Source organism: Finegoldia magna ATCC 29328 (genome assembly GCF_000010185.1).
Taxonomy (GTDB): Bacteria; Bacillota; Clostridia; order Tissierellales; family Peptoniphilaceae; genus Finegoldia; species Finegoldia magna_H.
Genome location: NC_010376.1, coordinates 787587 through 802843 on the forward strand (window position 1 = coordinate 787587; position 15257 = coordinate 802843).

Annotated in this window: 14 protein-coding genes; all 14 read left to right on the plus strand. The window is 28.5% G+C overall.

All coding sequences use genetic code 11. From position 1 onward, the window contains the following. Positions 1-5: 5 nt before the first annotated feature. The 14 genes from pyrE to FMG_RS04000 all read left to right on the plus strand — a co-directional run bounded on the left by pyrE (position 6) and on the right by FMG_RS04000 (position 15244). On the plus strand, positions 6-578 hold the full coding sequence (gene pyrE / locus FMG_RS03935) for an orotate phosphoribosyltransferase (RefSeq protein ID WP_012290589.1): 573 nt from the start codon (positions 6-8) through the stop codon (positions 576-578). 127 nt (positions 579-705) lie between these two features. Further along, positions 706-1410 (plus strand): isoprenyl transferase, encoded by a 705-nt coding sequence (locus FMG_RS03940; protein ID WP_012290590.1) that lies wholly within the window; start codon positions 706-708, stop codon positions 1408-1410. Further along, the gene (locus tag FMG_RS03945; protein ID WP_012290591.1) at positions 1407-2186 is read left to right on the plus strand and encodes a phosphatidate cytidylyltransferase; all 780 of its coding nucleotides are present in this window, start codon (positions 1407-1409) and stop codon (positions 2184-2186) included. The genes FMG_RS03940 and FMG_RS03945 overlap by 4 nt, the downstream gene beginning before the upstream one ends. Positions 2187-2198: 12 nt before the next feature. Then, a complete protein-coding gene (rseP, locus tag FMG_RS03950; RefSeq protein WP_012290592.1) occupies positions 2199-3203 on the plus strand; it encodes an RIP metalloprotease RseP in 1005 nt (334 codons plus the stop codon). A gap of 50 nt (positions 3204-3253) precedes the next feature. Further along, complete coding sequence (gene ispG / locus FMG_RS03955; protein ID WP_012290593.1) at positions 3254-4303, plus strand: flavodoxin-dependent (E)-4-hydroxy-3-methylbut-2-enyl-diphosphate synthase; 1050 nt, start codon at positions 3254-3256, stop codon at positions 4301-4303. Next, complete coding sequence (locus FMG_RS03960) at positions 4304-8569, plus strand: PolC-type DNA polymerase III (protein ID WP_012290594.1); 4266 nt, start codon at positions 4304-4306, stop codon at positions 8567-8569. Between the two features lie 32 nt (positions 8570-8601). Beyond that, positions 8602-9585 (plus strand): PhoH family protein, encoded by a 984-nt coding sequence (locus FMG_RS03965; RefSeq protein ID WP_002838164.1) that lies wholly within the window; start codon positions 8602-8604, stop codon positions 9583-9585. Beyond that, entirely contained in the window at positions 9566-10027 is a 462-nt protein-coding gene (gene ybeY, locus FMG_RS03970) for an rRNA maturation RNase YbeY (RefSeq protein WP_012290595.1), read from the plus strand. Before FMG_RS03965 ends, ybeY begins: the two co-directional genes overlap by 20 nt. Continuing rightward, positions 10011-10754, plus strand: a complete 744-nt coding sequence (locus FMG_RS03975) for a diacylglycerol kinase (RefSeq protein ID WP_002841737.1) — start codon at positions 10011-10013, stop codon at positions 10752-10754. Before ybeY ends, FMG_RS03975 begins: the two co-directional genes overlap by 17 nt. A 7-nt stretch (positions 10755-10761) precedes the next feature. Then, positions 10762-11157, plus strand: coding sequence for a cytidine deaminase (gene cdd / locus FMG_RS03980; RefSeq protein WP_012290596.1), 396 nt, complete (start codon positions 10762-10764; stop codon positions 11155-11157). Beyond that, complete coding sequence (gene era, locus FMG_RS03985; protein ID WP_012290597.1) at positions 11150-12034, plus strand: GTPase Era; 885 nt, start codon at positions 11150-11152, stop codon at positions 12032-12034. The genes cdd and era overlap by 8 nt, the downstream gene beginning before the upstream one ends. Next, positions 12034-12738 carry a DNA repair protein RecO gene (recO, locus tag FMG_RS03990; RefSeq protein WP_002838372.1) on the plus strand — a complete coding sequence of 235 codons (705 nt, stop codon included), beginning with the start codon at positions 12034-12036 and terminating at the stop codon, positions 12736-12738. Before era ends, recO begins: the two co-directional genes overlap by 1 nt. A gap of 9 nt (positions 12739-12747) precedes the next feature. Next, positions 12748-14436 carry a glycine--tRNA ligase subunit beta gene (locus FMG_RS03995; protein WP_012290598.1) on the plus strand — a complete coding sequence of 563 codons (1689 nt, stop codon included), beginning with the start codon at positions 12748-12750 and terminating at the stop codon, positions 14434-14436. Positions 14437-14446: 10 nt separating this feature from the next. Next, positions 14447-15244: a pyruvate, water dikinase regulatory protein gene (locus FMG_RS04000; protein WP_002838113.1), complete on the plus strand. Its 798-nt coding sequence runs from the start codon at positions 14447-14449 to the stop codon at positions 15242-15244. Positions 15245-15257: the final 13 nt, after the last annotated feature.

Sequence of the window (15257 nt, forward strand, 5' to 3'; positions counted from 1 at the left end):
AAATTATGGATAGAGTTGTTGAATTATTAAAAGAAAGTAATGCATTATTAGAAGGTCATTTCTTATTATCATCTGGAAATCACAGTGATAAATACTGCCAATGTGCAAAGTTATTACAATATCCAGACAAAGCTGAGGAAGTAATAAAAGTTATTGCTGATAAGCTTAAAGATGTTGAATTTGATACTGTTGTCGGACCTGCTATGGGTGGAATAATTGTAGCTTATGAGTTAGGTAGACAACTACATAAACCAGCTATATTTACTGAAAGAAAAGATGGAGAAATGTGTTTAAGAAGAGGTTTTGAAGTAAGAAAAGGCGAGAAAGTTATTATTTCAGAAGATGTTGTAACAACTGCAAAATCTTCATATGAAACTAAAAAAGTTTTGGAAGATTTGGGAGCGGAAGTAGTAGGAATTTGTTGCCTAGTAGATAGAAGTGTAAATCTGGATATTGATTTACCATTGTATAGTGCAACAAAAATAGACATAGAAATTTTTAAACCTGAAGAATGTCCATTATGTAAGAAAGGAATAGATTTGGTTAAACCAGGTTCGAGAGAAATTAAAACTAAATAGTTATTATAAAAATAAGCCTAATTTGAGGATTTCTTCTAGAAAAACACAAAAATGAAGGCTTATTTTTTGTGTTGAAAAATATTAAAATATGATACAATAAATAAGAATAAACTAAAAGGAATTTAAAATGGATTTATCAAATTTAGATCAAGATAGATTGCCTAAGCATATTGCCATAATAATGGATGGAAATGGTAGATGGGCTACGAATAGAAATAAACCAAGAGTATTTGGACACAATGAAGGTATGAAAAGAGTTGTTGATGTTGTCGAAAACTCATTAAATATTGGGATAAAATATTTGTCCTTGTACGCTTTTTCAACAGAAAATTGGAAAAGGCCACAAAAAGAAATAGATTTTTTGATGCAAATTCTAATAAAGTATATAGATGACCAACTAAATAAATTAGTAACTCAGGGAGTTAAAATTAATATCTTGGGTGATATTAGTGTACTTCCAAAAAAAGTAATTCAAAAGATAGAATATGCATTAGATTCAACAAAAGATAATAATAAATTAATTCTCAACATTGCGATTAATTATGGATCGAGACAAGAGATTTTACTAGCTGTAAATAATGCAATTGAAAATGGTCAAATCTTGACTGAGAATGAGTTCTCAAATCTATTATATACTAGAAATCAACCTGACGTTGATTTACTAATAAGACCAGGTGGTGAAAAAAGGCTAAGCAATTTCTTGCTTTACCAAATGTCTTATGCAGAACTTTATTTTTCTGACACTTATTGGCCTGATTTCAAATTGGACTCATTAGTAGATGCAATTTATTGGTATCAAAATAGGAATAGAAGATTTGGTGGATTAAAATGAAATTTGTAAAAAGAACTCTTACAGGAATAGTTATATTATTGCTGTCTATTCTTTGCATTTCTAAGGGTGGTGTTTATCTATTAATTATGAACTTATTCCTTAGTAATGTAGCAATATATGAACTTGAAAATGTTATAAACAAGAACAATTCTAATAATATTAATATTAACAATTTGATAATTAATCTATTATTTAATGTAAGTTTTAATTTAAGTATTTATTTAAAACAAGAACTATTTGCAATAGCATTATTGTGCAGTTTTAGTTTGATAGAGTTTACTTTATACACTATTTTTGACAAGCCTATCAAAGAAGTATTGAATAATTATTTTATGCATATATACATTACGATTACTTTTTCATTAATGTATTTTATTTCAGGAACTGAATATATCTGGCTTATTTATATATGTTCTTGGGGAACAGATACTGCAGCATATTGCACAGGAATGCTATTTGGAAAGCATAAATTAACAAAAATTAGTCCTAAAAAAACTATTGAAGGAGCTATAGGTGGAATAATAGGTAGTATGATAATTGCAGCTATTTTTTCGGCTTTTTATGGTGAATTAAATATTGTTAAGATAGTTATCATAGCTTTCTTCGGATCAATCATATCTCAAATTGGCGATATTAGTGCATCAAAAATAAAAAGAAAAGCAAATGTAAAAGATTTTGGAAATATTTTTATTGGACACGGCGGAGTAATGGATAGGTTTGATAGTTTTATTTTTGTTTTGCCTTATTTATCAATCTTATACTGTTTAGGGCTTTAATTAGGAGGAAATGTGATTACAATAATTTCATCAATTATAATATTTTTACTTGTAATTTTAATACATGAATTTGGACATTTTATTGTAGCTAAAATGAATGGAGTTTCGGTTTTGGAATTTTCAATTGGTATGGGACCAAAACTTTTCCAGAAAGAATCAAACGGAACTCTTTATTCTTTAAGATTGTTACCTGTAGGTGGGTATTGCCAACTAGAAGGTGAAGACGAGGAAAATGACAGTCCAAATTCTTTAAACAATCAGTCACCATTTGTAAGACTTAAAGTAATTTTAGCAGGTGCTATAATGAATTTCATTCTAGCATTTATTTTGTTAATTTTACTAATGTCTGTAAGTAGAGTTAGTACTGAGGTATCTGGTGTATTGGAAAATTCACCTGCATACTCTTCGGGAATACAAGAAGGAGATAAGATTGTATCTATAAATGGACAAATGTTAGAAGACGGAGAACAAGTGTTAGAAAGCATAAAAAAATCCAAAGGAGATTTGGACATTGTGCTGCTACGAAACGAAAAATCAAAGAATATTAAAGTTACCCCAAGATTAGAAAATAATAATAGAAAAATTGGAGTAAACTTTCAAGAAGAATATAATATTAAAAATTTTAATATAATAAAAGGATTTAAAAAAGGAATAGCAACTTTCCTTAACTTAACAGGAATGTTATACAAGTTCTTAGGAATGCTTATAACTGGAAAGTTAGGTCTAGGAGGAGTGAGCGGACCAGTTGGTGTTGTCAAGGAGATTGGAAATGCTGCAAAGACAGGTGTTGCTAATTTAATTTTCTTATTGGCATATATTAATATTAACTTAGGTGTATTTAATTTATTGCCTATACCGGCATTAGATGGTGGAAGAGCAATTTTCATATTGATTGAGATGATATTTGGCAAGAAAATTTCTCAAGAAAAAGAGGGCTATATTCATATGGTAGGATTAATCCTGCTTTTAGGACTAATAGCTATAGTTACAATTAAAGATGTTATCAAATTATTTTAGATGTTTTAATCAGGCCTGTATAGGCCTTTTTAAATTTGAAAGGTGAAGTAATGAAAAGAGAAGATACAAAAAGAATTTATGTAGGAAATGTTGCCGTGGGAAATGGAGCAAGAGTTACAGTTCAATCTATGACTAATACTGACACAAAAGACATAGAGAGCACTGTAAAACAAATCAAAGAATTCGAATCAGTAGGTTGTGATATCTCTAGAAGTGCAATAAATGATTTGGAAGATGCAAAAGCAATACCAGTTATAAAAAGCATGACAAATATTCCGCTTGTTGCAGACATTCAATTTCATCACAAATTAGCAATAGCTGCAATTGAAAATGGATGTGACTGCATAAGAATTAATCCAGGCAATATTGGAGGAATAGACAGGGTAAGAGAAGTTGTAGATTGTTGTAAACACCATAAAATTTCAATGAGAATAGGAGTTAACAGTGGATCTGTTAATCAAAAATTCATTGACAAGTATCATGGAGTAAATGTTGATTCAATATGCTACAGTTGTCTTGATCAAATAAGAATGATTGAGGATATGGGATTTAACGATATCAAATTATCATTAAAATCTTCTAATGTTAATATGTCAATAAAAGCCTATGAAAAAATGTCGCAACTTTGTAATTATCCACTTCATGTTGGAATAACAGAAGCAGGTCCTTCTACTAAAGGAATTATAAAATCGAGTGTAGGGATAGGTAGCATTTTATCAAAAGGTATTGGAGATACTATCAGAGTATCGTTAACTGGTGATCCTAAAGAAGAGATTATTGTAGGAAGGCAAATATTAATGAGTTTGGGATTATTAAATGAAGGGATTGAAATAATCTCATGTCCAACATGCGCTAGAACCAAGATTGATTTAATTAGTATTGTCAATGAGGCTGAAAAAAAATTGGATAAAATAGACAAACATATCAAGGTTGCTATTATGGGTTGTGTTGTAAATGGACCTGGCGAAGCAAAGGAAGCTGATCTTGGTATAGCTGGGGGAAATGGAGTAGGATTAATCTTCAAAAAAGGTGAAATAATACGAAAAGTTAAGGAAGAAGAATTATTAGACGTATTAATTGAAGAAATTGAGAGGTTATAAATGCATTTATTACTAAACGATGTGTTGAAGAAAATAGGTCTAAAATATGATTCAAGATATCCAATCTACATCGATAAATTAACTTACAATAAGGATAATGATGAGTTAGATTGTTTGATAAATGTTCATAAAGATGAGAATAAAGATAATTTGTCGGAATTTATTCAAAAAGATTTATTGGATTTTATTGCAAAAATTAATATTGAATTTATAGAATATGAAAATTCAAAAACGAATTTCTCAAAAGACATTTTGATTAAAATATTAAAATCACCTGATTTTTGTGAATATTCATCATGTGTTGATTTTGAAAGTTTAAATATAAGCGGTTCTGAAATATCAATTGTTTTTAATTTTGAGCAAATAAGGGATAAATTCATTTCAGATCAAAAAGATATCGAATTATCATCATTAATAAAAAAAGCATATAATCTAAGTTATTCAATAAAATCTAAAATAGTTGAGTTAAGGGATAATGATGATTATATAAAAAATCTCAAAGAGTATGATAATTCAATTAGAGAAAAAATAGCCGAATCAATAAAAGATACTCCTAAGCAAGAAAAAGAAGAGGTTAAAAAAACGGGAATAAAGTGTGGAAAGGACATAGAAAAGACTCCAATTAAAATTAAAGAAATTATAGAAAATGAAGATGATACTTGCATCAAAGCTGAAATTATTGATGTAGATGTAAGAAGCATAAAAGATGGTAAAAGTTTTATTGTTTCTTTGGACTTAAGAGATGACAGTGGAGCTGTTCTAGCAAAGAAGTTCTTGAAGAAGAATGAATATGAAGCTTTTGGCGACAAATTGAAATCAGGAGTTTATTTATTACTAACCGGAAGATTGGAATTTGATCGATTTACTTCTGGAAAGTCTTTTTCAATAAAACAAATGCAAGAAATTGAAAAACCGGAATCAAGAAAAGATGAGTACTATAAAAAGCGTGTAGAACTTCATATGTATTCTCAGATGAGCCAACTAGATGGTTTCATAGACTTGGATGAATGCTGTAAAACTCTAAAAAAATGGGGACATAGTGCGCTTGGATTAACTGATAAATCTGTAGTTCAAGGTTATCCTCAATTGTATGATGCTTGCAGCAATAATGGACTAAAACCACTTTTTGGAATGGAAGCTAAAATATTAGAAGATGATTTTAGAATTATAACTAATCCTTATGACTCTATGAATTTGCGAGAGTTTGTGGTTTTTGATATTGAAACAACAGGATTATCTAATGCAACAGAAAAAATTACTGAAATTGGAGCTGTAAAAATAGTAGACAATAAAATTGTTGATGAATTCAATCAATTAATCAACCCAGAAATTCCAATACCAGAAAAAATAACAGAACTAACGTCTATAACAAATGAGATGGTAAAAGATATGCCGAAAATAGATGCAGTATTACCTGAGTTTTTGAAATTTGTCGGAGACTGCACTTTAATAGCTCATAACGCAGATTTCGATATGGGATTTATCAAGAAAAACTGTATTGATTTAGGGATAAATCCTGTAAGAACATATATAGATACTCTTGCATTTGCTAGGGCGTTGGAGCCTCATCTTAAAAACCATAAGCTAGATACATTGACAAAAAAATACAACGTAAATTTGTTCAATCATCATAGAGCTTGTGATGATGCTAGAGCAACAGGTGAGGTATTCATCTGCATGGTTAATAACCTTGAACAAAGAGGTTTTAAATTTGATATTAATATAAATCAAATGGACTCTGATTGGAGTATTTCTAAAAGAGAATCTCATACTGCTACAATATATGCCAAAAATTTAATAGGATTGAAGAATTTATATAAATTAGTGACTGCTTCTAATTTAAAATACTTTTCAAGAGAAGGTGGAATACCAAAATCTGAATTGAATAAACGAAGGGAAGGTCTAGTAATCGGATCTGGAAATGAAAATGGAGAATTAATAAAAGCAATTCTTAGTTTTGAATCTGATGAAAAAATAGATGAAATAATTTCAAGATATGATTTTTTGGAAGTCCAACCACCTCTTTATTATGATGGTGTAAAATCTAAAAGTATGAGTTTTAATTTACGAAGTTGTGAAGAATTAACTAGAAAATTATACGATTTATCATTAAAACATAATAAACTTCTTGTGGCTGACTCTTATGCCAAATATTTTGAAAAAGAGGACTATATATTTAGAAATATAATATTGGAAGGTCAACCTAGAAAAATTTACGGAGAAAAATTTCCTACATTATTTTTCAGAACAACTGATGAAATGATGAATGAATTCGGTTTTTTAGAAAAAAATGTGGCTGAAGAAATAGTAATAGATAATACGATAAAAATTTCAGAGATGCTTGAGGAAATAAAGCCAATACCAGATGGAACTTTTCCACCGGTTATTGAAGGCTCTGATACTGAATTAAGAGAAATGACTTATAAAAAAGCCAGAAGTATATATGGTGATGATTTACCTGAAATTGTTGAAAGTAGATTAGAACGAGAATTATCATCAATTATTTCAAATGGTTATGCTGTATTATATATTATCGCTCAAAAATTAGTAAAGAAAAGTAATGAAGATGGATATCTAGTAGGATCTAGAGGGTCTGTAGGATCAAGCTTTGTTGCTACAATGGCTGATATTACAGAGGTTAATCCTTTAATTCCTCATTATATTTGTGAGAACTGTAAACATTCTGAGTTTATTCATGATGAGAATATTGGATCAGGAGTGGATCTTGATGACAAAATTTGTCCAGTATGCGGGAAACCATTAAAAAAAGAAGGCCATAACATACCATTTGAAGTTTTCTTGGGCTTCGATGGTGACAAAGAGCCGGATATTGATTTAAACTTTGCTGGAGAATATCAACCTACAGTACACAAATACACTGAAGAATTGTTCGGGGAAGGTAAGGTGTTTAGGGCGGGAACTATCGGTACAATTTCAGATAAAACTGCCTATGGATACATTAAAAAATATTTTGAAGATAAAAACGAATATGTTAATAATTCAGAGATAAAATATTTACAAAGAGGAATCTTGGGAGTTAAAAGAACATCGGGGCAACATCCAGGTGGCGTAATGATAGTTCCAAGAGATAAAGATATCGAGGATTTCTGTCCAGTTCAACACCCTGCAGACGATGTTAACAGTGATATAATCACTACTCACTTTAATTACAAATCAATTAGTGGTAGAATTTTAAAACTTGACTTGCTGGGACACGATGTTCCAACTATTATAAAAATGTTATCAGATATGACAGGAGTTGATCCATTAACTATTCCTATGGATGATAAAGAAACAATGAGTATTTTCTCTTCGATAGATGCTTTACACTTTGAAGAATTAATTGATGGATTGGATATAGGGACATTAGGAATACCAGAATTTGGTACAAATTTCGTAAGAGGAATGCTTAGAGATACTACACCAAAAACTTTTTCGGAATTAGTTAGAATTTCTGGATTATCTCACGGTACAAATGTATGGTTAAATAATGCACAAGATTTAATACGAGATGGTGTTGTTGAATTAAAAGATACTATATGTACTAGAGACGATATTATGATTTATCTCATAAATAAGGGATTGGAAAAGAAAAAATCATTTAAAATAATGGAAACAGTTAGAAAAAATAGAGTTCTGGATGACGATACACTAAACTATATGATTCAAAATGGTGTGCCAGATTGGTACATTGAATCTTGTAAAACGATAGAATATCTTTTCCCTAAGGCTCACGCAGTAGCGTATGTAATGATGAGCTATAGAATCGCTTATTTTAAAGTACACTATCCGGAAGCATTTTATTCAACATTTTTTACAATAAAATTGCAAGATTATCCAGGCGATGTAATTGTAAGAGGATTGAGTGCAATTAGAGAAGAAATGCAATACTTGAAAGATAAGTACAAAGAATCAAATTCTAAGATGACAGCAAAAGATAGCAACAAATATTCTGTATTAGAAGTTGCAGAAGAAATGTATTGTAGAGGGATAAAACAATCAAGAGTGGATTTATATAAATCAGATAAAGCGCGATTTAAAGTTTTGGAAAAAGGATTCATTCAACCTCCTTTTAATGCCTTAGAAGGTGTAAGCGACGCAAACTCTATTGCTATCTTTGAAGAAATCCAAAAAGGTGATTTTATTTCTAAACAAGATTTTGCCGTTAGAACAAAAGTTAACAAAACAGCACTAGAAATACTAGAAAATCACGGTGTATTAGATGGTTTACAAAATGAAAACCAAATAAGTTTATTTGATTTTTAGTGATATGTTATAATTAGATAAATGGAGTGATTATGGATAAAAATTTAATTTACAAAACAAATAACGAAAAATTAATAACTTTTATTTTTGGACAATTAGAAAAAAACTCAAAAAAAATTGAAGAAACTTGTGATGTTAAACTTAAGATATCTGAAGAGGGTATTTTGATTAGTGGTTCTGATATAAATATTGAAAGTGTTGGCAAATTAATTGAATCACTTGATACACATACTTTATCTGGAAACGAAGTGACAGATCAAGATTTAGATTATTTGCTTTCTAATTTGGAAAAAATAAAACAAGATAACATTTCAAAAATTAAAGACTATGTAATCTGCTACAATTCAAAAGGCAAACCTCTTAAACCCAAAACAGTTAATCAAAGAAATTATGTTGAAATGATTAATAAAAATGATATTGTTTTCGGAATTGGACCAGCAGGTACCGGAAAAACTTACTTGGCAATGGCGATGGCTATAAATGCTTTTAGAAACAACGAGGTAGATAGAATAATTTTAACTAGACCAGCTGTTGAAGCTGGAGAAAGTTTAGGATTTTTACCTGGAGATCTTCAAGAAAAAATTGATCCTTATTTAAGACCAATTTATGATGCTATGTTTGATATCTTAGGTTATGAGAATTTTGAAAAATTCAAAGATAGAGGATTAATCGAAGTAGCGCCATTGGCATATATGAGAGGAAGAACATTGGATAATGCATACATTATTTTAGATGAAGCTCAAAATACAACCAATGAACAAATGAAGATGTTTCTGACCAGAATAGGATACGGATCAAAAGCCATTGTTACTGGAGACATTACCCAAGTGGACTTACCAAGAGGAAAAAAATCAGGACTGCTAGTAGCCACTAATATCCTTAGAAATATAAAAGGAATAAGCTTTTTAGAGTTTGAAAAAACAGATGTTGTACGTCATCCGCTAGTACAAAAAATTATTGGAGCTTATGAAAATTTAGAAAATAATAGGTCGAATTATGATAATACAGATAAGTAATAGACAAGAAGATTTTCAAATTGATGATGAATTGACATCAGATATTGAAAAATCAATAAGAATATGCTTGCTTCAAGAATTAAATGACGATAATTATGAAATATCTTTATCTTTTGTTAGTGAATCAGAAATTAGGAAATTAAATAGTGATTATCGAGATAAAGACAGTGTAACAGATGTGTTAAGTTTTCCTTTAGATGATGATTTTGCAATTCAAACAAATCTTTTGGGAGATATAATTATATGCTGCAAAAGAGCTATTGAACAAGCAAAAGAATACAATCATTCTATTAAAAGAGAAATTGTGTACTTAGTAGTTCATTCAATGTTTCATTTGTTAGGTTATGATCATATTGATGAAAGCGATAGAATTATTATGCGAAACAAGGAAAAATCAGCATTGAAAGAAATAGGTATTTATAAAGATGAAGAATTTAAATAGCAAATCAAAAGATAAAAACATTTCAAAAAATACATCTTTTATTACTAGCTTTCAATACGCAATGGATGGAATTATACATTGCTTGAAAAATGAAAGAAACTTTAGAACTGATATACTGATGACTGTTTTGGTCATGATAGCATCATTGATGTTCGACTTATCTAGAGTTGAAATGGCATGCTTGTGTATAACTATAACTTTCATACTCATGGCAGAAATGATTAACACTGCAATTGAAACTATAGTTGATTTAATTTACGATAAATACGACGATAAAGCAAAGATAGCAAAAGATGTAGGAGCTGGGGCAGTGCTACTAGCTGCTTTTAATTCTATTTTTGTAGGTTATTTTATGTTTTATGATAGAATTGTGCCTCTAAGTCACACAGCAGTAATCAAATTACAAAACTCACCTACCCATTTGACATTTATAGCTTTGATTTTGGTAGTTGTTATAACTTTAGTTTTAAAAAGTTTTATATATCAGAATAAATGGACATATTTACAAGGTGGTAGCGTAAGTGGCCATTCATCAGTTTCTTTTTGTAGTGCTACTATTATTGCTCTTCTAGCAAATAATACACTCGTGACGATACTATCATATTTTATAGCTTTTTTAGTTGCAGAAAGTAGGGTAGAAGGCAAGATCCATACGTTAAGTCAAGTTATAGTTGGTGGTATTATTGGGACTTTAGTAGCTATATTATTATTTAAAGTGATTATTTAGGAGTATTATGGAAATTAATAAAATGTACAAAATTGCTTTGCAATATAAACAAAACGCATACACACCATATTCTAACTATAATGTAGGATGCTGTGTAAAAGACACAGACGGAAACTATTTTGGGGGTTGTAATATCGAAAATGCATCATTCAGTCCCACTATTTGTGCTGAAAGAACTGCTATTTCAAAGATGGTTTCTGAAGGATGTAAATTAATAGATACAATTTTAATAATTGGAGATTCAGATTTTACGTATCCTTGTGGAGTTTGTAGACAGGTGATTAAAGAATTTTCTAATGAAGATACTAGGATAATAGTAGCTAGAAATGATAAAGATTACAAAATTTATAATATTGAAGAGTTACTACCTCATGGATTTAGTGGAGATGATGTAAATGTTTAAATCAGGATTTGTTTCAGTAATAGGAAGAAGTAATGTAGGGAAATCAACTCTTTTAAATAGAGTTTTAGGAGAAAAGCTAACGATTATTTCAGACAAACCACAAACTACCAGAAATAAAATTCAACTTATATATACAGATGAAAATATGCAAGCAATATTTCTAGATACACCAGGAATACAAACACCAAAAAATAAACTTGGAGATTATATGCTTAAAGTATCAATGTCAACATTGAATGAGGTTGATGTTATAACATATATTGTTGATACCACAGAAGAAATAGGAAAGCTGGATTCAGAAATTATAGAAAAACTAAGATTAGTTAATACAAAAATTATTTTATTAATCAATAAAATTGATAAAATAGCAAGTGATAAAGTTAATGAACTAGTAGAAATGTATACTAAAGTTGGAATATTCGAACAAATAATTCCTATTAGTGCTTTGAATGGGGATAATATTGAAGGATATTTAACCTCTCTTCGTAATACATTACCAGATGGACCTATGTATTATGATAAAGATAGTGTAACTGATCAACCTATTAGGCAGATTGTACAAGAACTAATCAGGGAAAAGGCACTTATCAATTTATCTGATGAATTACCACACGGAATAGCTATAACTATTGAAAAATTCAAAGAGAGACAAGATAAGAAGTTAATAGATATAGACGCTACAATTATCGTTGAGAAAAAAAGTCATAAAGGTATGGTAATTGGGAAAAAAGGATCAATGATTAAAAAAATAGGAACTGATGCCAGAATAGATATAGAGCAATTATTAGATACTAAAGTAAATCTTAAACTTTGGGTTAAAATAGATGAAGAGTGGAGAAATAAAGATTCTAGATTAAGGTATTTGGGATACAACTAATGGATAAAGACTACATCAAGACACAAGCGATTGTACTAGAACATATTGTTTATGGAGAAAACTCTATAATATTAAATGTTTTTAGTAAAGAAGAAGGTATTATTGGTATTTTTATCAATAATATTAATTCTATGAAGTCAATTATTGAATTTAACGTTTTATCAGTGAATGATTTTACTTTAAAAAAAGGAAATCAATTCTACTACTTGGTAGATTATGATTTGATTAATTCTAACTTCAATATTAGAACTAATTACAGATCAGAATTATTTAGCTTAGTAATTGTCGATTTAATTAAGTCGATTTTTTATAATGAAGTTTGCAATGAAAAAGTATATGCCTTGATTTTAAAAACAGTAATATTCTTATCCAAATATTCTGAAGATCAATACGCTTTAATAAATGCGTTTATTTTGAAACTTGTATCATATCTTGGATATCAACCTAGTATGTTTTATCAAAATAGTCACAATAGGTTTTATTTAGATGGTGGATTTGTAGATTCTGATGGAGAATACTATCAAATTGATAATTTGCATGCAAAGTATATGATATACTTAATGAAAAATAGATATGATGATATAATTAATAAAAAGTATGAATCAATAAATGAGAATGAAATTTTAAAGATTTTGCTAAAATACACGATGAACAATTTTGGAATAGAATATTTAGGGTCATTAGGTTACCTTGAATATTTGTAAGGAGAAATAATGCACAACTTATTAATTGATATAGTGACTAAGAATATACCTAATGACTTTATTGGATTTATAAATAGATCACTTTACGAAAAAATAAGAAAAGAATTTAAAAAACTTCAATTACTATATTCAAATATAGATTTGGATACAATAAAAGATCATTTTTTTATTTATGTTACTAGCATAGAAAATACCAAATACACGCTAGAAGATTACGAAACCATAATAATTAATGCAATTGATTCTATAAATTTTAAATATAAATATAATCACGAGAGTTTATCATTTAAAGAGTCTATTTTGCAAATAAAAATTTTTAATGAAGAACAGCATAAAACAATAAATTTTAATGATGTTGATGAAAATAAGAATAACGAATTAGTTAATTCTTCTACTTTTAACGATTTTTCCTCTGCGTTATTGAAAAATGAAATTATATTGAAAAAAGACCAGAGACTAGAATCTTTTGAAAAAAGTGCTAATAAACTTGCAAGAGCTAACGGATGCTCAATAATTAATAATAAGAGCATAATGAATGAATATGCTAATAAGTTTGATTATCCTGTAAGTGTAGAAGGTTCATTCGACGAAAAATATCTATGCATTGATAAATCAATACTATATACAGTTTTAATGGAAAATTTTAAGGTATTACCAATGGAATTTGAAAATGGAAATAGTTCTAACTTTTTTGTCTATGCTAAAAATAAAAATTCCGAAGACTCTCGAGTTTTGTGTGCTGAAATTAATAATAAATTGGAAGAAATAAATAATTTGATAACTAAAAAGTCAGATAAAAAACTTGAAGATTTTGTAGAAGATTTAAAAAACGTTACTTATATTAATAATTATGGTAACTTTTATGATAAAACACAAAGACTAATAAAAATATCTCCTGAATTATGTAAGATGCTTTCGGTTAGCGAAGAAACAGTTAATTCTGTAAACAGAATTTCATTTCTGTGTAAAGCAGATAAAGCAACAGAAATTGTTAAAAAGTGTCCTTACTTACATGGATTAATTGGTAGATTGTATGCTAAGTCTGATGGAGAAGAAAATATTGTTTATGATGGTGTTTATGAGCATATTAAACCAAGATTTATATCTGAAAGTATTCCAAATTCAACAGCGGCTAGAATTGTAGCAATTTCTGATAAAATGGAATATGTTATGTCTTACATAATATCAAGCAGTGACGAAAATTTTAAATATAATTACAAGCTAAGAAAAACTATTACATCGGTGATATCTATTATTCTCAAATCAGAATTGGATTTTAATTTAAGTGATTTTATTACTAAAATTTTATATGTATTTTTACAAGATAAAGGTATAGTAGATTATGAATATTTTGAGAAAAGTATAAAAGAAATTATTCTTGATGTTTACAGAGACGAATGCATAAAATCAGGGTATGATTTTGATGAAATTGATGTGATTAATTATGCTAATTTAAATATTTTTAAATTAAATCGTTTATTGACAAACTTACATGAAATAAATTCAAAATATAATGGTAAATTAATGTTACAGATTCAAAAAATGCTAGAGGTAAATTGTAATGAGTGTAAGTATACACCGATGGAATTAGATAGCAATAATTTGTGTGATATGTTTGAAAGATTATCAAAATGCTCTGATGAAGATTTGGCTTTTTATAAATTAATTTTTAAAGGTGTATTTAATAAATTAAATTAAGGAGAATGTTATGAATAAAACTATATTAGTTATTTCTGATTCTACAGGAGAGACAGCAAATCAAGTTTTGGATGCTGTGAAAGTTCATTTTGATATTACAGATGTTGATATAAAAAAATTCTCAAAAATTAATAAAAAAGAACAAATTGATGAAATACTAGATGATATTAAAGGAGATATATTAATATTTTCTACGATTGTAGATCGAGAATTATTAGATTACTTGATTGAAAAAACAGAAATGAATGAATCAATTTATCTAGTAGACGTTTTATCATATCCTATGCTAATTTCAAGTAAATTTTTCGGGCAACAACCTAGATTTGATGTTGGATTAAATAGAAAAGTTGACCAAGAATACCTTGAGAAAATGGAAGCATTAGAATTTGCAGTAAAATATGATGATTGTAAGGATAAATTTGGTATATTAAAAGCAGATATTATATTAATTGGGGTTTCAAGAACCTCAAAGACACCTTTAAGTTTAAATTTAGCATTTAAAAACTATAAAGTTTGTAATATTCCTATTTTACCGGAAGTTGAAGTTCCTTCAGAATTATATAAAGTAGATAATAAAAAGATTATTGGTTTAATAATTGATTCTGACAAGCTTAATAACATTAGGGAAGATAGAATGGCCAAAATTGGTTTACAATTAGGTTATTCAGATGATTTCAGGATTGAAAAAGAGCTTGAATATGCAAAAAAAATTATGAACAAAATAGGATGTAAAATAATTAATGTGACAGATAAAACAATCGATGAAACATCTAATGAAATAATTTCGTATATTGATAAATATAAGTAAAATTTAAGTTCTC

Excerpts from the sequence above, each read along its gene's own strand:
- pyrE (WP_012290589.1), top strand. The coding sequence starts at position 6 with ATGGATAGAGTTGTTGAATTATTAAAAGAAAGTAATGCATTATTAGAA.
- FMG_RS03940 (WP_012290590.1), top strand. The coding sequence starts at position 706 with ATGGATTTATCAAATTTAGATCAAGATAGATTGCCTAAGCATATTGCC.
- FMG_RS03945 (WP_012290591.1), top strand. The coding sequence starts at position 1,407 with ATGAAATTTGTAAAAAGAACTCTTACAGGAATAGTTATATTATTGCTG.
- ispG (WP_012290593.1), top strand. The coding sequence starts at position 3,254 with ATGAAAAGAGAAGATACAAAAAGAATTTATGTAGGAAATGTTGCCGTG.
- FMG_RS03960 (WP_012290594.1), top strand. The coding sequence starts at position 4,304 with ATGCATTTATTACTAAACGATGTGTTGAAGAAAATAGGTCTAAAATAT.
- FMG_RS03965 (WP_002838164.1), top strand. The coding sequence starts at position 8,602 with ATGGATAAAAATTTAATTTACAAAACAAATAACGAAAAATTAATAACT.
- ybeY (WP_012290595.1), top strand. The coding sequence starts at position 9,566 with ATGATAATACAGATAAGTAATAGACAAGAAGATTTTCAAATTGATGAT.
- FMG_RS03975 (WP_002841737.1), top strand. The coding sequence starts at position 10,011 with ATGAAGAATTTAAATAGCAAATCAAAAGATAAAAACATTTCAAAAAAT.
- cdd (WP_012290596.1), top strand. The coding sequence starts at position 10,762 with ATGGAAATTAATAAAATGTACAAAATTGCTTTGCAATATAAACAAAAC.
- era (WP_012290597.1), top strand. The coding sequence starts at position 11,150 with ATGTTTAAATCAGGATTTGTTTCAGTAATAGGAAGAAGTAATGTAGGG.
- recO (WP_002838372.1), top strand. The coding sequence starts at position 12,034 with ATGGATAAAGACTACATCAAGACACAAGCGATTGTACTAGAACATATT.
- FMG_RS03995 (WP_012290598.1), top strand. The coding sequence starts at position 12,748 with ATGCACAACTTATTAATTGATATAGTGACTAAGAATATACCTAATGAC.
- FMG_RS04000 (WP_002838113.1), top strand. The coding sequence starts at position 14,447 with ATGAATAAAACTATATTAGTTATTTCTGATTCTACAGGAGAGACAGCA.